This window comes from Ningiella algicola, assembly GCF_028401415.2.
Taxonomy (GTDB): domain Bacteria; phylum Pseudomonadota; class Gammaproteobacteria; order Enterobacterales; family Alteromonadaceae; genus Glaciecola.
Map to the genome: position 1 here is coordinate 2077067 of NZ_CP171821.2, position 19849 is coordinate 2096915.

The 19849-nt window shown below is 44.6% G+C and carries 18 protein-coding genes; 8 read left to right on the plus strand and 10 right to left on the minus strand.

Translation table 11 applies throughout. The features are described 5' to 3' along the window. Positions 1-36: 36 nt before the first annotated feature. The gene (efp, locus tag PN836_RS09105) at positions 37-606 is read right to left on the minus strand and encodes an elongation factor P (protein ID WP_395344942.1); all 570 of its coding nucleotides are present in this window, start codon (positions 604-606) and stop codon (positions 37-39) included. Positions 607-678: 72 nt separating this feature from the next. On the opposite strand from efp, the gene epmB reads away from it, so the two are divergent. Next, positions 679-1695 (plus strand): EF-P beta-lysylation protein EpmB, encoded by a 1017-nt coding sequence (gene epmB / locus PN836_RS09110; protein WP_395344944.1) that lies wholly within the window; start codon positions 679-681, stop codon positions 1693-1695. Positions 1696-1710: 15 nt separating this feature from the next. Here epmB and PN836_RS09115 read toward each other — a convergent pair whose 3' ends face one another. Next, positions 1711-1884, minus strand: a complete 174-nt coding sequence (locus PN836_RS09115) for a hypothetical protein (protein ID WP_395344946.1) — start codon at positions 1882-1884, stop codon at positions 1711-1713. A 200-nt stretch (positions 1885-2084) separates the two neighbouring features. On the opposite strand from PN836_RS09115, the gene PN836_RS09120 reads away from it, so the two are divergent. The 3 genes from PN836_RS09120 to PN836_RS09130 all read left to right on the plus strand — a co-directional run bounded on the left by PN836_RS09120 (position 2085) and on the right by PN836_RS09130 (position 3530). Beyond that, entirely contained in the window at positions 2085-2441 is a 357-nt protein-coding gene (locus tag PN836_RS09120) for a hypothetical protein (protein ID WP_395344947.1), read from the plus strand. A 475-nt stretch (positions 2442-2916) separates the two neighbouring features. Further along, on the plus strand, positions 2917-3339 hold the full coding sequence (locus PN836_RS09125) for a hypothetical protein (protein WP_395344949.1): 423 nt from the start codon (positions 2917-2919) through the stop codon (positions 3337-3339). Next, positions 3336-3530 (plus strand): helix-turn-helix transcriptional regulator, encoded by a 195-nt coding sequence (locus PN836_RS09130; protein WP_395344951.1) that lies wholly within the window; start codon positions 3336-3338, stop codon positions 3528-3530. The genes PN836_RS09125 and PN836_RS09130 overlap by 4 nt, the downstream gene beginning before the upstream one ends. A 24-nt stretch (positions 3531-3554) precedes the next feature. On the opposite strand, the gene PN836_RS09135 is transcribed toward PN836_RS09130, so the two are convergent. The 6 genes from PN836_RS09135 to nudF form a co-directional block, all read right to left on the minus strand. Next, positions 3555-4412 carry a TraB/GumN family protein gene (locus PN836_RS09135; protein ID WP_395344953.1) on the minus strand — a complete coding sequence of 286 codons (858 nt, stop codon included), beginning with the start codon at positions 4410-4412 and terminating at the stop codon, positions 3555-3557. A gap of 78 nt (positions 4413-4490) precedes the next feature. Continuing rightward, entirely contained in the window at positions 4491-5753 is a 1263-nt protein-coding gene (locus tag PN836_RS09140; RefSeq protein WP_395344955.1) for a hypothetical protein, read from the minus strand. Between the two features lie 37 nt (positions 5754-5790). Further along, complete coding sequence (parE, locus tag PN836_RS09145) at positions 5791-7692, minus strand: DNA topoisomerase IV subunit B (protein ID WP_395344957.1); 1902 nt, start codon at positions 7690-7692, stop codon at positions 5791-5793. Between the two features lie 356 nt (positions 7693-8048). Further along, entirely contained in the window at positions 8049-8645 is a 597-nt protein-coding gene (locus PN836_RS09150) for a YqiA/YcfP family alpha/beta fold hydrolase (protein WP_395344959.1), read from the minus strand. A 23-nt stretch (positions 8646-8668) separates the two neighbouring features. Beyond that, positions 8669-9031, minus strand: a complete 363-nt coding sequence (locus PN836_RS09155) for a DUF1249 domain-containing protein (protein ID WP_395345574.1) — start codon at positions 9029-9031, stop codon at positions 8669-8671. A 98-nt stretch (positions 9032-9129) separates the two neighbouring features. Further along, positions 9130-9747, minus strand: coding sequence for an ADP-ribose diphosphatase (gene nudF, locus PN836_RS09160; protein WP_395344961.1), 618 nt, complete (start codon positions 9745-9747; stop codon positions 9130-9132). Between the two features lie 192 nt (positions 9748-9939). On the opposite strand from nudF, the gene tolC reads away from it, so the two are divergent. Next, positions 9940-11331, plus strand: coding sequence for an outer membrane channel protein TolC (gene tolC / locus PN836_RS09165; RefSeq protein WP_395344963.1), 1392 nt, complete (start codon positions 9940-9942; stop codon positions 11329-11331). A 62-nt stretch (positions 11332-11393) separates the two neighbouring features. Here tolC and PN836_RS09170 read toward each other — a convergent pair whose 3' ends face one another. Next, the gene (locus tag PN836_RS09170) at positions 11394-12212 is read right to left on the minus strand and encodes an ion transporter (RefSeq protein WP_395344964.1); all 819 of its coding nucleotides are present in this window, start codon (positions 12210-12212) and stop codon (positions 11394-11396) included. A gap of 123 nt (positions 12213-12335) precedes the next feature. After that, positions 12336-15125, minus strand: coding sequence for an XrtA/PEP-CTERM system TPR-repeat protein PrsT (gene prsT, locus PN836_RS09175; protein ID WP_395344966.1), 2790 nt, complete (start codon positions 15123-15125; stop codon positions 12336-12338). Between the two features lie 326 nt (positions 15126-15451). On the opposite strand from prsT, the gene PN836_RS09180 reads away from it, so the two are divergent. From PN836_RS09180 to PN836_RS09190, 3 genes are all read left to right on the plus strand, one after another. Beyond that, the gene (locus PN836_RS09180; RefSeq protein ID WP_395344968.1) at positions 15452-17185 is read left to right on the plus strand and encodes a DEAD/DEAH box helicase; all 1734 of its coding nucleotides are present in this window, start codon (positions 15452-15454) and stop codon (positions 17183-17185) included. A gap of 197 nt (positions 17186-17382) precedes the next feature. Beyond that, positions 17383-18774, plus strand: a complete 1392-nt coding sequence (gene cysG, locus PN836_RS09185) for a siroheme synthase CysG (RefSeq protein WP_395344970.1) — start codon at positions 17383-17385, stop codon at positions 18772-18774. A gap of 86 nt (positions 18775-18860) precedes the next feature. Beyond that, positions 18861-19820, plus strand: a complete 960-nt coding sequence (locus PN836_RS09190; RefSeq protein ID WP_395344972.1) for a hypothetical protein — start codon at positions 18861-18863, stop codon at positions 19818-19820. The last annotated feature ends 29 nt before the right edge of the window (positions 19821-19849 follow it).

The following is a 19849-nucleotide window of genomic DNA, read 5'->3' on the forward strand; positions in this document are numbered from 1 at the left end:
TAGCATGTGGATATTGGCAGAGGGTTGCCAATGCATTTACTTTTGAGCGCGAGAGGCGTACTCGCCGCTTCGTGTATCCACTTTTATCACTTCGCCTTGCTGGACAAATAATGGCACGCGTACCACGGCGCCTGTACTGAGAGTTGCTGGTTTTCCGCCCGTGCCAGCGGTATCGCCTTTTAAGCCTGGGTCCGTTTCGGTTATTTCAAGTTCTACGAAATTAGGCGGAGTGACTACTATAGGGCTGCCGTTGAATAAGGTTAGTGTGCACTCATCGTTCTCAACCAGCCATTTCGCGTTATCACCCACCGCCTTTGCATCTGCTGCAATTTGCTCGAAGGTCTCGTTGTTCATAAAATGCCAGAACTCACCGTCTGTGTATAAGTAGGCAAGCGTAGTGTCCATGACGTCAGCACCTTCAACAGACTCGCCAGAGCGAAATGTTTTTTCGAGTACTTTTCCTGAGATGAGTTTACGAATGCGCACGCGGTTAAACGCCTGACCTTTACCCGGCTTTACGTACTCATTTTCTAGAATAGAACAGGGTTCACCATCTAGCATGATCTTAAGACCTGCTTTAAACTCGTTTGTGCTGAAGTTAGCCATTTATGTCTACTATCCTTAATTTTGCAAAAAACGCTGTGGAAATTTAATAAAGTGCAAATGATATCTAAACAAATGATACCTAAAAAAAACATTGCTGTAGAGATTAACTGGCAAAAAGAATTAGCAAGAGCATTTACTCAACCCGAATCTCTCTTAGAATATTTAGGCTTAGACCCACAACACTATGCTCAACATTTTGCGTCTCGCAAACTTTTTAGCATGCGTGTGCCCCGCCCGTTTGCCGACCAGATGCAGCATGGTGAATGGGATGATCCACTTTTAAGGCAAGTCTTCCCCCATCAAGATGAGTCTGCTCAAGTCGAGGGGTTCTCTATTGATCCACTGGCGGAGCAAAACAATGAGCATGCAGGCTTGTTGCATAAGTACATGAATCGCGCACTACTGATTGTTAAAGGTGGCTGTGCCGTAAACTGCCGCTATTGTTTTCGAAGGCACTTTCCGTATCAAGACAACGCCGTAAACAAAGAAAAATGGTTGAACATCATCGCCTACTTACGTGCAGATACGAATTTAGACGAGGTCATTTTTTCAGGTGGCGACCCATTAATGGCCAAAGATTCGCATCTTTCGTGGCTTGCAAAGGAAATTGGCGCAATTGAACACATCAAGCGAATACGCATTCACACAAGGCTTCCGGTGGTTATCCCGGCAAGAATTGACGAGGCGTTTTTAGCTTGGTTTGGGCATTCACAGAAACAAAAAATCATGGTTTTTCACATTAACCACGCAAACGAGGTCTCACCCAGTTTCATAGAAAAATGCCTAGCGCTTAAATCTCATGGTGTCACTTTACTTAATCAAGCGGTATTGCTAAAAGGGATAAACGATAGTGTTCAAGCCCAAATAGCGCTGAACGAAGCCGTATTTTCTGCCGGTGTGCTACCTTACTATTTGCATATGCTAGATAAAGTGGACGGGGCTGCGCATTTCGACGTTTACAAGCAAAAGGCGCTAGATATGATGGCTGAATTGATAAAGCGTCAGCCGGGCTTTTTAGTGCCCAAACTCGTTAGAGAAATAGCTGGACAACCCGGCAAAACGCCGATTGATTTAGGATTAGCGCCTTAGCTTGATGCAAGCACCTCAAGCGTAGGTGTTTATATTGCCACCCACACTTCCACTTGCAACAGGCATAGGTTGCGCAGCTTCTAAGAGCTGCAAAACCGCCTCACCCTCTTGCTTCTGCTGGTTGTTCGCCATTTGTGCAGATTTTAACTCAAGGGTGTAAGCAACGCTGGATGCACCTTGTATATCCATTGTCTTTTCCTCTCGTATCCATAACCTACACCGATCATTTTGATGTCTGTTATACACACGCTTAAGAGCAAGCAAAATTGCCTGCTTTTACTTATCGGCAAAAAATACGATTAATGAAGTTGAGACCTTTATTAAAACAAGGCACACTTAGCGCCCTTTGAGCTACGAACGAACGTGCCATAATAGATAAAGGCTTTAGCATGACAAAACTTATATCCGCTTTAAATGAAAACCTTCAGGTTGTTTATCGCAAAGCGATTGATGCGGATGCTGCACTTGACCAGCTAGGCCGAGATGGCAAAGGGAAGTTTAATACCATTTTCGGCGATGAGTCTCCTTTCATAACGCGCAGCAAACGATTTAAAGCCTATGTTGAAGAAGTCGCGGGAGACGTAGCAGGTATAGCAGAGCAAAATCAACAAGCCCAAAACACAGAGCTTAAATCGTCAAATACTATCGACCATTCGCAAAAACAAGTGTTATCTATTATCGTAAAAAAACTAGAGCTATTACTAACCACCCTTGAACAATTTAAGTCTTCGCTTAAAGCAAAGTAAGCCCTCTGTGATCGAATGTGCACTTCCGATCAAATTTTTACTGAAACACCATTAATAAACCCTTCACCAAATCCATGTACCAAATTCCCTAATAAACCTCAACTCGGGATAAGCGATAGTGCAAATGTTCGTTTTAACGATGTATTTAATAAATTGTCACCAAGTAGTGATAAAAACGTGAAGTGCAAGGCGCAAAAGAGACGTAATAGTTATTCTATTGCTCGCTTTTGCAACGCAGTAATTCGCGTTTTTAGCGCTGCTTGGCGCTATCGCTTGTCCCGAGTTGAGGTTAATAAGTAAGCAATTTTACTCGTGAGTGTCATTTATAATGACAGGCTTAATCAGATAAACGAAACTCGCTTATATGTTGTTTTTTCAGTACAAAAAGTAAAGTTCGCTTGACATATTATTAATGACAAGCTACCTTTTCTTAAAGTAAAGCTTACTTTACTTTTAATAAACTGAGGAGTTTGATATGACTAATACGCATCCTGATGACACTGATATATCCACTCGTACCGTAAAAAACACAAAACAACTCGCGTTATGGACGGGTTTGTGGCTACTTAGCTTAGCGATTGTATCGTTTGGTCCATCTACGCTTTGGGATTATCACAAAGTCATTTCTGTATGCACGGTGATTACTAATCTCGTGATGGGATATAAAATGATTGTTGCCAATAAACAGCATCTTTTAGGCTTGGACGAGCTGCAACAGCGTATTCAACTGGAAGCTATGGCGATGTCTTTAGGTGTCAGTATGGTGTTTGGTGCAATATTCGGTCTATTGGAACCCATCAAACTGATAAGCTTTACACCTAACCCTTCTAGTATTTTGTTCGTAATGGGAATAACGTATTTGATCATGATATTTATCACCTCACGCAGGTACGCATGAAGAATCGATTTAAGGTACTTAGAGCTGAGCGAGATTGGACGCAGGCAGATTTAGCCAAAGCCCTCAATGTGTCGCGACAAACCGTCATCGCGATAGAAAAAGGGAAATACGACCCAAGCCTATCGCTCGCTTTTAAAGCCGCTCGATTATTTAATATGCGGATAGAAGATATTTTCCAAGATAGGGAATAAGGCTCTGCGCACACTGACTGAAGGCTACAGCTTTTCTATGTGGTAGCCTTTTTCTTGCATCAATTTAAGAATGCCATCTTCACCCGCTAAATGTAGGGCGCCGACTAACACATATTCGGTGTTTTCATCGCCAAACATCAATTCTATTTGAGGCAACCATTTATTGTTCCTATCCACCATAAGGTCTCGATAAATCTGCGGGTGCTCCTCTTTCATTTGAGTCAAACCAACGCTTGCGAGTGCTTTCATATCGCCGCTTTTCCATGCACTGTAAAGCGCGTTTATCGCTTCGTCACTTTTGGCCATTTCTAGTAAGGTGTATTCAATTAGTTCATTTGGCGAGCCGTTGTCGAAACTATCTAAAAGCGCTATTTGAGTGTCGACGCTCTCTAGCCATGAAATGGATTTTTGTTCTTTCAGTGCTTTTGTATGGTAAAAGGCGTCTACCCCCTCGCTACTAAAGCCTTTTGACTCAAACTCCATGATTGTAAGAGTGAGCATAGCACCGGTTGCCGTTAAGCCGTCAATTTGTGCAATAGGAAGCCCCTTTTCGCTAAGGTGTTCGGTAAGTGCCTTGAGTGTCTCTGATGACAATTGCGAGCTTAAGGTTTGACCCTCAGGTTGCATCATCACAGGCATCAATTTCGCTTGGGTTTCTGGGCGAGCAAACGCAGCTAAATCGGTTTCAAAAACGACTTCGTCGGCTTGCTCAAACGCAATCTCATAGGCTGCCGCTAGCGGGAAGTCAGCTTCAGACAGAACATGAATAGTACCGCCAAGGTATATCCAGTCATCTCCCTTGCTTAGCTTATAAACGGCAGAGGCCTGAACACTTGCTATTACCACACTCGCAAGACAAAGGCTTAATAAAAATTTCATCATAGTTTTCCTGTGAAGACTACTTTAATGGGCTTAGGTGCTGCATACTTTACCTTAGCATAACGCAGTCACGAACCCGATTTATTGCGAGATGGGCAAAGCCTCAATTCTACTTTGAATAAGCTGCACGGTTTGTTGATAAATTGGGCTGTCTACGGCCTGATATTTACTAACGAAGGCTTTGGTATCAAGTCCCTCATCAAGCCCGTCTGTTTTAGGGAAGAATATCGCTTCGTCTTGATTGTTTATTATGATTTGCTGCACTTCCCTCGCTCGATTTGGATCAACCGCAAGCGCGGCAAAGTGCGCACCGGCCATGTCAGCCGCCAAATCCCTGAAACTATATCCTGAGCCGTTTGGCCCTCTGTCCATTAATTCTTTAAACTCACCTACCGCTAGGCTAAAGCCCTGCTCCGACAATAGTTTGATAGCGGCAGAAAATATAAAATGAAGGCTTAAGTCCATTCGCGTCGATAGTGTGGGAGCTTCAGGTGCAGTGGGCATGGCTTTTATCGAAATGCCAATGTCGCCTACCAAATGAGCAAAGCGATAGCTGCCTGTAAAAATGGCCAAAGCAAGAATGGCAGCTTCATTCTCCAATGCCGGATTACTATTTTTGCTTTGTGTTCGCGCTTCCATCATTGCAGCTCTAAGGTAGTACGACAAAGACGGTTTAGATTGCGTCGGATAGGGTAAGGCTTCCAACATACGAACGTAATGACCAACCCGCATTCTAAATGCATATGTGCTCTCATCAGACCCAGTATCAATCCGTTTGAGTTGATCAAATAACGGAGCAGACTCAGCAAGGTCAATTGATAGTTCGTCCTTTGAAATGGTGACACTTTTTACCCATTGCTGTGCAACCGTTGCCACATCTGTTTTGGTATATTGATTCACGACAAAACTCATAAGCGGCAGCGCAACGGCGCCGGGCAAACTGAGGTCGCCCACTTTCACTCTATTAAGCTCAATACCCGAGCCTGATGATAAATCAACTTCAACATTCAGGTAAAAGTCTGTAAAGAGATGACCAAGATAATAACTGAGTTGAAATTGCGCTGAGTCTTGGTCAAATGCGGCGTCTACATGAGCTTTGGTATGCGCACGCTGGATAAACCCTGCGAGGCTTTGTGCTTGCGCTTCGGTAACTGTAATTTGATGTGTCACATCGCGTTCACGAAATACTCCGCGCATCTGTTGCAATAAGGTATTTACAGTATCTGCTTTATTAACCTGTTCGCCTGATGCAACTGATATCTGCGGCGACAAGTCTATGACCAGTACTGGCACCAGTATGAGTAAACACAGGAGAATCCACAGTAAGTATTTAAGTGCTTTCACTATTACATCACAGTCAAAAGTAGCTTAGTCAACGGACTTAGTTAATAAGTTCTTCAACCGCTAAATTCCCTTTATTTTCAAGCCATGCTTTTCTGTCGGGCGAGCGCTTCTTCGCGAGCAACATATCCATCAACTCAAGCATATTTTCGCCATCTTCACTGGTTAATTGCACTAATCGCCGCGTGTTTGGGTCCATTGTCGTTTCACGAAGTTGAAGCGGGTTCATTTCGCCCAAGCCCTTGAAGCGTTGAACGTTAACTTTACCCCGTTTTTTCTCGGCTTCGATGCGATCCAAAATGCCTTGTTTTTCAGATTCATCAAGGGCATAAAAGACTTCTTTACCCACATCAATTCTGAATAATGGCGGCATGGCAACATATACATGCCCTTCGTCGACCAGCGTTCTGAAGTGTTTTACAAATAGGGCGCAAAGCAAGGTAGCAATATGAAGGCCGTCGGAATCAGCATCGGCCAAAATACAGATTTTCCCATATCGCAGTCCGCTCAAATCACTTGAATCGGGATCAATGCCCAACGCAACAGATATATCATGAATTTCTTGAGATGCGAGTACTTGGGAAGAATCCACCTCCCAGCTGTTTAAGATTTTTCCACGAAGCGGCATTATCGCTTGAAATTCTCTATCGCGTGCTTGTTTTGCCGAGCCGCCAGCTGAATCGCCCTCAACCAAAAACAGTTCAGAGCGGTCATTATCTTGCGTTGAGCAGTCCGTTAGCTTGCCAGGTAAAGCGGGCCCTTGCGTCACTTTTTTGCGGGCAACTTTTTTGCTCGCTTTAAGGCGTTTTTGGGCATTATTTATGCACATTTCCGCTAACACTTCAGCAAGGTCAGTATGCTGATTCAGCCAAAGGCTAAACGAATCTTTTACCACGCCAGATACAAAAGCTGAGGCTTGACGTGACGACAATCGTTCTTTGGTTTGCCCGGCAAATTGAGGGTCGTGCATTTTGGTTGATAATATGTAGCAACAGCGATCCCATATATCGTCTGCGGTGATTTTGATGCCTCGAGGGATTAAGTTTCTAAATTCACAAAACTCTCGCATCGCATCAAGCAAGCCTTGACGCAAACCGTTCACGTGTGTCCCGCCTTGCGCGGTCGGAATAAGATTTACGTAGCTTTCGGTGGTCATTTCACCGCCTTCGCTTAACCACATTACCGCCCAATCTGCCGCTTCTCCATTGCCTGCAAACTGGCCCACAAATGGTGAGTCGTCTGGCACTGTTTCGTAATCCTTGACCGCTTGATATAAATAGTCTCGAAGACCATCTTCATAAAACCACTCTTGAGATTCTTTACTGATTTTGTTGTCGAAACGAATGCGTAAACCTGGGCACAGCACGGCTTTTGCTCTTAGTACGTGCAAAAGCTTGCTGACTGAAAATTTAGACGAGTCAAAGTAGCTTGGATCTGGCCAGAAATGCACGCGCGTGCCGGTGTTGCGCTTGCCGCAGCTGTCTATTACCTGAAGCTCTTCAAGTTTATCACCGTTGGCAAATACTATTTGATGCACTTGCCCTGAACGCCGAATAGTCACCTCAACTCGCGTCGACAAGGCATTCACTACTGAGATACCTACACCGTGCAAACCACCCGAGAACTCATAGTTTTTATTAGAGAACTTACCGCCTGCGTGCAGTTTGGTCATAATCAGCTCAACGCCCGACATTTTCTCTTCCGGGTGAATGTCCACCGGCATGCCTCGGCCGTCGTCTATGACTTCTAGGGATTGGTCTTCATGCAGAATCACTTTGATTGTGCTAGCGTGCCCTGCAAGCGCCTCATCCACACTGTTGTCGATAACTTCTTGGCTTAGGTGATTTGGGCGCGTGGTGTCGGTATACATCCCCGGTCGTCGTTTAACCGGCTCTAGGCCATTGAGGACTTCAATGGCATCTGAATTATATTGATTGCTCATGTAATAGCGCTTCGCTTCTCAGTTATTTTTATTACCTAACAAGTGGCCTAACAAATGACCTAACAGAATCGGACTGCGTGCTTTTAATTCGTGGTTTTTAATCGCCTTAACTTTATCGGTATAGTGCCGCGCTATCAAGGCATATCTGTGCATACACTTAATAAGTGTTACGACATGCTGTTGTGTGAGCTAAGTTTAATTCGAAAAGATGGTTAATTACTCTGGGGAGGGGGTGCTCGCGAGAAAACCGCTGTGAACCCGTCCTTGGGCGCTCAGCGAAATCATCCATGATTTCGATGTTTTCTCGCGAGCACCCCCTCCCCAGAGTAATTAACCATCTTTTCGAATTAAAAGCCTCACTGCGTCGTCAACAGCCACCGAAAAATACTGGGCAAATGTGACTGAAAATCCACAAAACTATGATCCCCCCCTTCTTCTAAACAAATATCTGCTCCCGCATATTTTTTCAGCGCTTGACGGTAATCGAGGGTTTCATCGCCTGTTTGTAAGAGAACTTTGTACGCCGCATGATTCGATATGCTTGGCACATCGTATTGGTGAAGCTTGTCAATGCTCGATGGTGTGACAAAAAATCGCTCTTGAGAATAGGGGTTAATATGCGCGCCTGTGTAATCCGTCAATAATTCATAAGGCTTCACGGCAGGATTAACGATCACAGCTTTTGCATCACTCACATCAGAATATTTGTCGACAAAATAAGTAGACAAAAACCCTCCCATGGAACTACCAATAAATCGAAGCGGGTCACGCCTATATGGCAATGAAGCAACAAGTGCTTCTATCGTGTGCACCGCTTTGTCAATATTCCCTGAAAGCTGAGGCGTATGAACCGACAAAGCGGGGAAATGCTTTCTACAGTATGCGAGAGTGAGTTGTGCTTTTTCTGACTGGGGTGAGCTTAAAAAGCCATGAAGATAAATTAGATGCTGCATTGATGATTTATGTTCAACCTAGACTAAGATGATTGGGTAGACGCGACTCGCTGGGTAAGACAAAAATGAAGCCATTCGGCTAAGAACACATTCACCAAGAACTTTTCATTTCGCTGATGCATATTTAAATTCGGATACTCATACACGGGTTGAAGTTGCGCAGTGCGTTGAGTTTCCATCACTTCTGCCACTTTTGCGTCATGATACAGACGCACGACCATGCTTGGGCGCAAAAACTTTGGCGTGCTCATATCTATTTGCGACATGTTTAATGTGCTGGTGTAACGGGTCGATTCGAGTATTTGAATTTTATATTTTAATCGGTCCGATATACTAAACTCATAGCTTAAGTCTTCGCTATCACAGTCAGGAAGGAGCTTTAACATGCACACGTAGTTGTTCTCACAAGTTGCGAGAATGCTTGGTAAGTGCGGGACGTAACGTCGTTTCAAACGAAAACTCCAAAATCCTGTGTTTAATATTGTTAAGCTTGGCTTTGCCAGTGTTCCAGCAAACCAGCTTTGTTCAAAAAAAACCATTGTAAAGCAATTATGGCGGCGGCATTGTCGATTTTACCTTCATCTAACCAATGTTTTGCCTGATTTTCACTCACCCGAAGCACTTTTATATCTTCAGATTCGTTATCTAAACCATGCACGCCTTGTGCCGTTGTTGCATCAACCTCAGCCATATATATATGTAAACGTTCAGTAGTACCGCCTGGACTAGATAGGTAGGTTAAGGCTTTATGAATGTTGTAAAGTTCAACACCCGCTTCTTCTACCGCTTCCCGATAACAAACCTCAACTTCTTGTTCATCTGGCTCTATAATGCCCGCAATCACTTCAATCATCCATGGATCATCGCTTGTTTCAATGGCAGGATAGCGAAACTGCTCTATCAGCACAAATTCCCTAGTACGAATATCGTAAGGCAAAACTGCCACAGCGTGACCTCGCTCAAACACTTCTCTTTGCACTATATCAGTGTAGCTACCGTCATATTTTTTATGTTTAAAGTGATATCGAAACATTTTAAAAAAACCTGAAAACAGCGGTTCTTTTTCTATCAAAGTGACGTCGTTTTTCGAAAATTCAGACATTAAGGCAAGATCCTTATATATTCTTGTTCGTTTCAATTCTACATTTGAGATAACAGAAACTTAATCTGTTTATTCATAACATTCTGTTACACTTAAGGAATAATTATTACAAGCATTTGATATAACGAGTGACTTTCCTACACTACACTTATCAAACATAAATCAACAACACAAAAATTAGGGCACATGCCAATGAAAAAAACATGTTTAACACTTGCCATGGGCTTATGTCTGTCAGTGAATGCGTTTGCTGACGACTTGATGACTGTTTATCAGCTTGCAAAAGATAATGATCCTCTTATCAACCGCGCAGTGGCTGAGAAAGATAGAGCGTACGCAGGAGTCGACCTAAGCCGGGCAAATCTATTACCACAAATAAGTGGTAGCGTGAGCTATTCGGATACCTCCAGTGATATAGAGTTCGAACAATTTGTTGGCGAAGGACAAACCGTTACCATTTCTGGTGAACGTGAATCCAATGATTTTACTTACGGCATAGACTTAACGATGTCTATTTACGACCATGCGAATTGGGTGGGACTGAATCGAGCAGAATTAATTGCTCAGCAAAGCGATGCAACGCTTGCCGCCACCTTGCAAGAATTGATGAGCCGTACGGTCAATGCGTACCTTGCCATTTTACGAGAGCAAGACAACGTAGAATTTGTAAAGGCGGAGCTTGCTGCAATTGAAAGGCAATTAGAGCAAACCAAGCAGCGTTTTGAAGTGGGCTTAACCGCTATTACAGACGTGCATGAGGCTCAAGCAAACTTTGATAACACTGTCGCTCGACAAATTCGCGCTGAAAACCAATTGGAGCTTCGCCTGGAAGAGCTTCGAGAAATTACGGGCAAATATCATAATCAAGTATTTATTCTCGACACAGATAAATTCGCACCGACCAAACCAGAACCAGAGAATGTTACCGATTGGCTAAGCTTAGCTGAAGAAATGAATCTAACTCTGCTTGCTCAACGGTTCGCTAAAGACATCGCTAAAGAAGATATCGACATTGCCCAAGCTGGCCGTTATCCCACGCTTGGTCTTCGCGGTAATTACGATATCGGAAACTCAGATACCACCACCACCATTAATGGCGGAGATGCGCCTGTTATAGATGACCCAGGCCCACTCGATAGCCAAAGCATCGCGTTAAACTTGAATGTGCCAATCTACTTGGGTGGTTCAGTGGGCGCGCGCGCCGAACAGGCTCGAGCGAGTTATGTAGTTGCTAGCGAAAATTTAGAGCTTACATATCGCCAAACGGTCAGAACGGTTCGCAGCTCATACAATGATGTGCGAGCGTCAATTTCAACCATTCGCGCGCTTGAACAATCGGTTATCAGCGCAGAAAGCGCACTTCAAGCGACTGAGGCAGGCTTTGACGTGGGTACTCGTACTATTGTTGACGTGCTCGACAGCACACGAAACCTTTTTGATGCTCGACGTAACTTAGCCGACGCGCGTTACGTGTTTATCGCATCAATCGTGGCATTAAAACGCGCTGCAGGCACTTTGTCAGAGGAAGATTTGACTGCGGTGAATCGAGCGCTTAAGCCACAACTACCTGCGTCGCAATCATAATTGCAAGTGATATCTAATAAGGCGAGTTTTCAAAACTCGCCTTTTTTTATTGGCAACAACACTTAACGATTGGCATTCACTTTGTTGTTATCGATGCTAGTTTGAAGCTTCGTCAACTGTTCTCCCAAGCTTGCAATTTGCTCCTGCAAGTCTTTAGTAGATGGCTCAGTAAGCCTGCGCTCTTTGTGATGTTCCTCCTCCATCACGCCCACCACGATGCCAATCACCATATTCAAAAAGGCGAATGCGGTGAAAAAGATGAAGGTCATGTAGAAAATCCAGCTCATTGGGTACACTTCCATCGTCTCGTACTGGATGTCAGTCCAATCTTCGAAGGTCATTACCCTAAACAACGTCAACATAGAAATCGCAATATTGCCCCACAGCACTGGATTGATATCATTAAATAAGAATGAACCTATTGCTGCATAGATGTAAAAAATAATAAACATCAGTAGAACGACGTAACCCAGTCTTGGCAAGGCTATCATCAATGAATTTATAAGCACTCTGAGCTCAGGCACAATTGAAATCATCCGAAGCACTCTGAATATGCGAATCAAACGCGCGAGCAGTGCCATTTCTGATTCATTCACCGGAATAAGGCTGATCACAACGACCAAAGTATCAAATATGTTCCACCCGGATTTAAAAAAGTCCTTTTTGTTTTCTTCAGCAATGAATCGAATGAGTATTTCGATTAAGAAAAACAGCGTTATAAAAACATCAAGATACTGTGTGATTAACAGCGCTGGTTCTGATAAATCATAGGTTTTAGCGCCAATCTCAAGTGCCGAAATGATAATTACCGCGATCACAAAAAATTCGAAAGCTTTATTGTGCCGCAATCGCACTAAAGCGCCGTGCATTTTAGATAACATTAGTTAGTACCAATAATAAATATGGAATAAAAAATAAATGGCCTGCATGATGCAGGCCAAGAGTTTATGACGTTTTACTGCCGGTTTCGCAAGCGACCTATCGCTCACCATCGAGCATAAGACTTACAAATCATATTCGCGCTTAAGTGCTTCAATTCTCTCTTTTGAAACGTCTAGCGTAAACTGGCGCTCTTCCAAACGACGTGAAGCCGCCACGGGTGAACCGTTTTTAAGCAGTACTTCGATGTAATTGAGGATGATTTCTTCGTTTTCAATATCATCACTCATGATATTGTTATAAGCTTCCATGGCTTCTTCAATGTTGCCTTGCCTCACGAGCACCTGAGCATAAGTGTCTGCGGTCGCGATATTATCAGGTTGAATTTCAAATGCTCGCTCTGCATACCCGGCCGCTTCTTCCAAATTCCCTGCTTCCATTTGCAAATAAGCTAAGTTGTTAAGCACCACAAAATTATTTGGCGTTAGCTCAAGCATCTCCTTATACATCCCGATGGCGGAAGGCGTATCCCGAGAAATCATGCGCTCAGCAAGTACCATTTTGGCGCGTACATCTCTGGGAAATTGCTCTGTATGCTTTTGCAAAAGCTCAAATGACGCCTGTTCTTGCCCGCTTAATTGTAGCGCCTGTACAGCAACAAAAAGATTGTCTGTTCGCGTATTTTGCTCGTATGACACTAACGCGTCATCTACTGCCTCATCAGCTCTGCCTTGAGCAAGTAAGACTCTCGCCTGTACACCACGCAAAAATGGTAAGGGTTTGTACTGCTCTTCAATGCTATCAAGTGTGGCCTGCGCGTTTTCCGCATCACCGGTCATAATATAGAAATAGCTCTGTAGGAACTTGACCTGCAAGTTGTCTTTGCCGCGTAAAAAATCGATGGCAATATCAAGCCCTTTCTCATAATCACGTTTTACATCCATGATCAAAAGCTGGCCTAGTGCAGCGTTTTCCTGTTTTGGGAAAAACTCTGCCCATTGTTGATAATGCTTTTCTGCCGCATCCATTTGATTTGCGCGAAGCAGTGCAGTTCCTTTTAGCATCCAGTATTGATTTGGCGCAGCGCGATCCGGCTCAATGGTTTCAAGCGCCTCCAAAGAAGCCGCTATTTGACCAGACGCTAGTGCAGCGCGCCCGGTTATCAATGCAAGTGCCTGATTACTGGTGTCTGCTTGAAAGGCTGTTTGTAATCTGGCTAAGCCCTCAGCCGCTTGCCCTTGCTCTGCCTTAATTGCATAAAAGCTGGCTAATCCTACATTATTGGATGGGTCTACCTCTAATAGCTTCTCAGTATTGACCAAGGCATCATCAGTATTTCCCTGTCGCAACTGTAAACGGATGCTTGACACCAATATGGGGGGGGAATCTGCAGCGAACTCCTTCGCTTTGTTCAACACGGCTAGCGCTTCGTCAAAGTTCTCTTGTCTTTGTAAAACCTCAGACTCTAAAACATAGCCTTCTGGGGCGGTAGGCGATTCTGCTTGCCAATCTTTTGCCAAATTCATGGCGCGTTCGAGTTGATTCGTACCCAAATAAGCAGATGCCAGCGTGGTTCGAGCGGTAACGGATTCTGGCGCTTTATTTACCGCCTGCTGGAGATTGATTAAGCCTTCAACATTGTTGACAGACAGTTTCAAAATACCTAGACGGGTTAAATCATCTGCCGTCTCGCTGATTTTTTCCGCTTGCTCAATGACTTTTTTGGCTTCCTCCAGATTACCTTCCTGAATAAGCTCATAACCGGCACGTGAGAACAAAGAAGCATCTGAGGCTCCGATATCGCCAATACGCGTCAATACTTCGCTAGCATCAGTGCCCATATCAGATTGCAGTTGACTTGCCGCGAGGATTCTTAAACCTGGATGACCGTCAGGCAAGAATGACGCTACTTCACCAAGATGCATGACCGCCTTTTCAAACTCTCCCAATTGATAGGCTGCAAATCCAGAAACCAGGCGAACGCGTGGGTCAGTGGCACCAAATTGAATGGCTTTTTCACTGAATGACAGCGCATTTTCATAGTCTTCATCTGCAGCGCGAATAATACCTTTTAATTGATTAAGCAAGGGATTAGTGTCACTCACCTGCATTAGTTCATCAACGTAAACCTCAGCATTTTCAAGCTTCCCCTGTTCAACCAGCATGTTAGCGAGCGCAAATTTAGACTCTAGATCCTCAGTGGCTACGCCAACATACTCTTCATATATTGCTGCCGCTTCTTCTTGTTGACCATTGAGCATATGCAGTCGCGCAGTGAAAGCCAGCACATCGCGATTCAAGGGTGCGCGCTCTTGTAACAGAATAGCTTTTTCAAGCGCGTCGTCATAATCTCGATCTAAAATATCACGGTGCGTTTCTATCAAACCTTTGTACACGGAGCTTGAATCGATGCTGCTTAACTCATCAATCAAAACACGCGCTTCACCGTTTTTCTCAAGGCGAATCAAAGACTGCAGTTTCCGATACCCCACCTCGAGACGCTCCACGGAAGTCAGGTTTTCCTCATCGACCTCAAGTTGGGCGAGCGCAACGTTTGATCCCGTGCGCTGATATGCTTCTGATAAAAATGGAATCACTTCACCAGGTGGATGCCCTAACTCTAAGGCGCGCGAAAGCTCTTTTTCAGCTGACTCAAAATCTTTTTGCGCAATGTATACTTTGCCAAGCTCATAGCGCGCTTGCGCCATGCGCGGATTTTGCTGCACTGCACTTTTTAATTCAACAATTGCGGCAGCGGTATCACCCTGCTCTAGGAAAACTTGTGCTTGCTGGATGTGCTCGTCGGCTGTTTTGCCAGAGCACGCACTCAGACTTGCTGCCAGTAACCCTGCTGCAATGAGCTTTCCAATGTTTTTTCTCGCAAAGCGCGATGCTTTATCACGTGCTACTTTCACGGTAATCTTCCTTTCATCAATCCATGTTCTTGCCACACGCCATATTCTAGGCGCATTTATTCTGTACGATACAATAAGATTAATGGTATCTAGATGCAATCTCTAATATACTACGCTCTATCGGTCTAAAGATCTTTTCTGTCAATATCTGCGCCAGACTATCTTCCAGTAGTTTGCGAATAATGAGTATGAGCTAGCGTTTCGCTTTTGTACTCTGTGGTAGTCGCATCGACATGCGCGTTCAGCAAAGACAAGTAGGCCACACATTCGGCGTACGTATCCTCTCTGCTTAAGCCTCATTCTCGTATTTTATTTCAGGAACATTCATGACCGACACAGTCGACATTACATTTAAAGACCTCAATTTACCCGAGCCATTGCTACAAGCGCTCGAAAAAGTGGGTTACGAAAAGCCCTCGCCTATACAGGCGAAGAGCATTCCCTTCTTACTCGATGGAAAAGATTTACTCGGGCAAGCGCAAACAGGAACGGGTAAAACCGCTGCTTTTGCTTTGCCAATGCTGGCAAATATCAACCCAGATGAGCAATTTGTACAATTATTGGTATTAGCCCCCACGCGCGAACTCGCTATACAGGTTTCTGAAGCCTTTCAAGTGTATGCGAGTTTTTCAAAGAAAATTAAAGTACTACCGGTTTACGGTGGGCAATCCTACGACAATCAAATTCGCCAACTTAAGCGTGGTGTGCAGGTTGTTGTAGGCACACCAGGCCGCATAATTGATCATATTAAGCGCAAAACCCTAAAACTGGACCAACTAAAGTTTTTAGTGTTAGACGAAGCTGACGAAATGTTGCGAATGGGCTTTATTGATGATGTGGAACTCATTCTTTCGCATGCGCCTGAGCAACGTCAAACGGCACTTTTCTCAGCCACCATGCCAGCTCCCATTAAAAAAATAACCCAGCGTTATTTAAAAGACCCTGAGCATATTAAGATTGCATCAAAGGTCAGCACTGCCAGCACGATACGCCAACGTTTTTGTCAGGTTGCGGGTCATCACAAGCTCGAAGCACTCACGCGTATCATGGAAGTGGAAGAGTTTGACGGCATGATTATTTTTGTGCGCACAAAAACGGCCACCGTCGAACTTAGCGATAAGTTAAGCGCACGCGGCTACGACGTTGAAGCGCTTAATGGCGACATCCCTCAAAACCAGCGCGAACGAACCGTTGAAAAGCTCAAGCAGGGAAAAATAGACGTATTAGTGGCCACCGACGTAGTGGCACGAGGGCTAGACGTTGAACGTGTGAGTCACGTAATTAACTACGACATTCCTTACGACACAGAATCTTATGTACATAGAATCGGGCGGACGGGTCGAGCTGGGCGAGCAGGCGATGCTATTTTGTTCATTTCGCATCGTGAAAAACGGCTTTTGTTTGCCATCGAGAAAACAACCAAGCAAGCCATTGAAAAAATGGATATTCCGTCGATTTCTCAGCTTAACGAATCGCGTCTCGACAAATTTAAGACAGCGGTTATCGACGCGCTGGATGACGATAAAATTGAAGCATATCTGCCTGTGGTTGAATCCATTATGCAAACCTCCGAAGCGTCCCCTGAACGTGTCATGGCAGCGCTTGCTAAAGTTGCTCAAGGTGACGAGCCTCTATTACTAAGCGATAAAGACAGACCCGACCTTAATGCAAAACCCAACTTCAAAGAGCGCAGCGAGCGCCCTCGCGACGGCGGGCATCGCAGTAAAAACGAACGCGGAAAAGGACGCTCAGATAAAAAGCCAAGTCGCCCTCGTGGCAAGCCTGAATCAGGTATGCAGCGCTTTAGAATTGAAGTCGGGTATGTACATGGCGCTAAACCCGGTAATATTGTTGGCGCAATTGCAAATGAAGCGGATATTAGCAGTAAGCACATTGGTGCAATTGATATACATGACAATTATTCATTGGTGGATTTGCCTGAGGGCATGCCTAAGGAAACCCGCGATACGCTTCAAAAAACCCGTGTATCTGGGCAAAGATTGAACCTTCGTGCTTGGAGTGACGAACCTCCCAAGCGAAAGAAAACTAAGAAAGATTAAGCCTTAGCGTTTAAAACGACAAAAAGCCACATCCCGTTTATGTGGCTTTTTAATTGGTACCCTTTATTTCTGAAAGTTATAAGTTCTGCTTATTTAATTGCCTACAGAGTTGAGACTTCTGGCATGATTCAAGGGTCTAGATCACGTATAGTATCGTGTCACCACGTAATTCACCTTTTACCTAGAGCCTTACCATCATGAAATACTTCCCAGTTTTTATCGACGCTGAACACGTCAATTGTTTAATCGTGGGTGCAGGGGAAGTGGCAGCGCGTAAATTAGAATTGATTCTTAAAACGCCAGCAAGCGTTTCCATTGTATCTCCCTGGGTGAGCGACACGGTGGCAAGCTTGGCGAAGCAACATGATATTGAAATTCACGAGCGCGTCTTCGAAGATAAAGACTTAGAAGGAAAGTCGATGATTTTCGTTGCGACTGACGATAGCCAAGTAAATCAGCACATACACGACTTGGCGCACAGTCAATCAAAGTTGGTTAACGTGGTGGATAATACCCCGCTTTGCAAATTTATCACGCCCTCCATTGTGGATCGTAGCCCCATTATTATTGCCATGAGCAGCGGCGGTGTTGCGCCAGTGCTATTACGATACATTCGCCAAAAGCTTGAATCGGTTTTACCTAGCAAAATCAGTCTATTGGGTAATTTTTCCGAAAAGTTTAGAGCTAAGGTAAAACAGGCGCTCTCATCGGTAACCGACCGGCGTTATTTTTGGGAGGAAGTACTCGACGGTGACATTGGCGAAAATGTATTACAAGGCAATCAAGCTCTAGCCGAACAGCAGTTAGATACTGCGCTTGAAGCTTATCAAGCGGGTAACAAGCCAAAAGGCCAAGTTTACTTAGTGGGGGCTGGCCCAGGTGATCCTGACTTACTGACCTTTAGAGCACTGCGATTGATGCAAAAGGCAGATGTTGTGGTTTACGATAGGCTTGTTTCGCCAGATATCTTAGAACTTGTGCGCAGAGATGCGGAAAAGATTTATGTTGGCAAAGCAAAAAGCAAACACACTATTGATCAAGAAGAGATTAATGCGCTACTAGCAAAACTCGCGAAAGAAGGTAACCGAGTTGTGCGCTTAAAAGGTGGAGACCCGTTTATTTTTGGGCGTGGCGGTGAAGAAATTCAAACGCTCATCCAGCAGGGCATAGAATTTCAAGTGGTGCCAGGCATTACCGCAGCAAGTGGGGCTGCCAGCTATGCAGGCATCCCTCTAACTCACCGAGATCATGCACAATCAGTCACCTTTACCACTGGCCATCTTCGCGACAATACAATTGATTTAGATTGGGAATCGTTGGCGCGTAAACAGCATACACTCGTGTTTTATATGGGACTCACCGGCTTGAACATTATCTGTGAAAAGCTTATTGCCAATGGCCTACCCGAGGGTACGCCGATTGCGCTAGTGGAAAACGCAACGCGCGGCAACCAAAAGGTAGTGACAGGAACCCTTGGCAATATCATGAACAAGCCAATGACAGCCAACATTAAACCGCCAACCTTAATTATTGTGGGCTCGGTGGTCACATTGCACCAAGAGCTGAATTGGTTTGGCGCAAGCGCTTAAAAAGCGTAAACTTTTATTCATGCAAACATCTCATATCTTCGGCAAACCACACACCAGCGTGTTTTTTGCTCTCGGCGGCGCACTTTATGTTCAGTAGCTCATCAGCGATTTTTGTATTTAAGTCTACGGTGCTTTTCATGCTGCTTTTGGCATCTGCCTATGCGAAGCAGCTTGTTTTTGATTATGACGCCCAAAACGGTTTAGAGACCTTCTCTTACCAATGGCAAGAAAACAATGAAGTATTAAATTTATCCTTTTCAATCGATTCAGAACGCTTTAAGTCTATGCCCCAAACAAAGGCAGCTTTCAGTAACGATAGAATGCAGCGAGAGATACAAGTTGCGCTTTTGAAACATGCTCAACAAGTTAACCCGCGCTTAGCGCGAGTAGAGGTAAAACGGCAAGGTCAACGAGTGCAGTTTGGTGTATCAAGTCGCACACCGGAGCATGGCGAAAAGATCATGGCTGAGCTCAAAGAAACAAGTAAGCTAGCTCGCCAAACCTTTTTGGATGAACATTTTTTTACCGACTACCGAGCAAAAACCGGCGCAATGGCGATCAAGCAAGATCACGCACGCTACGCAAAGCAAAGTGCCGAAGCGCTTGAGCCCATTGTGGATGCGATAAAACGAAATTTAGACAATCCAGATGACCCGCGAGCATTTATATCGCTAGCGCTTAGCTGGCTTCAAAGTATTCCATACAACACGATGGAAAGTCGTCTGTCGAGCAATGGTGCAGGGTTTGTCTCTCCCAAAGATTTGCTCTTACAAAATCAGGGTGATTGCGACAGCAAAGCAACCTTTCTTGCCGCCTTACTTCGTGCATACAGCGCTGGGGCTAAAATGCAGCTCGTATTATTACCAGAGCATGCATTACTGGCGGTAGCCTTACCCAAAAAACCTGATGAAAAGATTGTCAAACATGAAGGCATTAATTACATTTTATTAGAAGCAACGGGCCCCGCTTACTTCGACATTGGCGAAGTGGACGAAGATACATGGCGAGCAATAAAAAATCGGCAATATTCGCTGGAAGCAATGTAAAATGTGGCAAAGAAAGCTGAGCTTGATTC

Coding starts and splice junctions, on each gene's coding strand:
- efp (WP_395344942.1), bottom strand. CDS start 606: ATGGCTAACTTCAGCACAAACGAGTTTAAAGCAGGTCTTAAGATCATG.
- epmB (WP_395344944.1), top strand. CDS start 679: ATGATACCTAAAAAAAACATTGCTGTAGAGATTAACTGGCAAAAAGAA.
- PN836_RS09115 (WP_395344946.1), bottom strand. CDS start 1,884: ATGGATATACAAGGTGCATCCAGCGTTGCTTACACCCTTGAGTTAAAA.
- PN836_RS09120 (WP_395344947.1), top strand. CDS start 2,085: ATGACAAAACTTATATCCGCTTTAAATGAAAACCTTCAGGTTGTTTAT.
- PN836_RS09125 (WP_395344949.1), top strand. CDS start 2,917: ATGACTAATACGCATCCTGATGACACTGATATATCCACTCGTACCGTA.
- PN836_RS09130 (WP_395344951.1), top strand. CDS start 3,336: ATGAAGAATCGATTTAAGGTACTTAGAGCTGAGCGAGATTGGACGCAG.
- PN836_RS09135 (WP_395344953.1), bottom strand. CDS start 4,412: ATGATGAAATTTTTATTAAGCCTTTGTCTTGCGAGTGTGGTAATAGCA.
- parE (WP_395344957.1), bottom strand. CDS start 7,692: ATGAGCAATCAATATAATTCAGATGCCATTGAAGTCCTCAATGGCCTA.
- PN836_RS09150 (WP_395344959.1), bottom strand. CDS start 8,645: ATGCAGCATCTAATTTATCTTCATGGCTTTTTAAGCTCACCCCAGTCA.
- PN836_RS09155 (WP_395345574.1), bottom strand. CDS start 9,031: ATGTTAAAGCTCCTTCCTGACTGTGATAGCGAAGACTTAAGCTATGAG.
- nudF (WP_395344961.1), bottom strand. CDS start 9,747: ATGTCTGAATTTTCGAAAAACGACGTCACTTTGATAGAAAAAGAACCG.
- tolC (WP_395344963.1), top strand. CDS start 9,940: ATGAAAAAAACATGTTTAACACTTGCCATGGGCTTATGTCTGTCAGTG.
- PN836_RS09170 (WP_395344964.1), bottom strand. CDS start 12,212: ATGTTATCTAAAATGCACGGCGCTTTAGTGCGATTGCGGCACAATAAA.
- PN836_RS09180 (WP_395344968.1), top strand. CDS start 15,452: ATGACCGACACAGTCGACATTACATTTAAAGACCTCAATTTACCCGAG.
- cysG (WP_395344970.1), top strand. CDS start 17,383: ATGAAATACTTCCCAGTTTTTATCGACGCTGAACACGTCAATTGTTTA.
- PN836_RS09190 (WP_395344972.1), top strand. CDS start 18,861: ATGTTCAGTAGCTCATCAGCGATTTTTGTATTTAAGTCTACGGTGCTT.